This is a genomic window from Oleiphilus sp. HI0117 (assembly GCF_001635235.1).
Genome location: NZ_LWGA01001351.1, coordinates 1 through 758, shown reverse-complemented (window position 1 = coordinate 758; position 758 = coordinate 1). Strand labels below are relative to the sequence as shown.

The window sequence follows — 758 nt, the reverse complement described above, 5'->3', positions numbered from 1 at the left end:
TAATTATCGATATTAACTGAGTCACCGACAAGGCTAAGTGCAAACGCTTGATTACTGCTATTGAATGTAAGGTCTCCTTGCCATGAACTCTTATCTACTTGTGTGTTGATTTGTTGAAAGTATAGAGCCTGGTCTTTAAATTCGAGCTTACTCGAAAGGCTAAATGCGTTTAGCGCTTCAGGTGAAGATAAGGTGGGTAATGCAATTCCAAATCTCTCGGCTAGAATCTTGGGGTTGAACTTGTTGACTTGGACTTGCCCTTGAAGGTGAGGTGATTCTAAGTAGTTTGTAAGGCTTAACTGACTATCAAGCTTGAGTTCCTCGAGTATGAGGAAAAGCTCCTCAACCACTATTTCTTCTTTACTGGTGTTCACAGTGAATTTGCTGTCGAGACTTGCATTAATTACTTCGAACTGAGAGAAGGCGCCATTCGCTTCAAAATTACTCTTGAGTTCTTTTACCGTAATTTTTGAAAAGTCAGGTGAAAACTCGATAAGGCCAATAATATTAGAATTGAGTGTTAGTTTTTCTATGGTGTCTTCGAAGGTGAAGTCTACGTCGAAGGGTACATCTTTGTTTGGTGCTATGTTTGAAACCTGAATACTCGCAGGTGAAAGTTTAATGCTTTGGTTTTTGAGCTCTGATGTATAAGCAATGTTTAGGTTAGATATGCTTAGCTGGCTGAGTAAAAACGAAAGCTCAGAAGTCTTCTGGTTTTTTGAGTCTTGATTTGAATCTTTTGCTTTCGTTTCCGAGGT

1 protein-coding gene is annotated in these 758 nt (G+C 39.2%); it reads right to left on the bottom strand.

Annotated features, from left to right (window positions below; all coding sequences use genetic code 11):
* A partial coding sequence (locus tag A3757_RS27295; protein WP_197470260.1) for a hypothetical protein occupies nt 1-758 on the bottom strand: 758 nt, incomplete at both ends.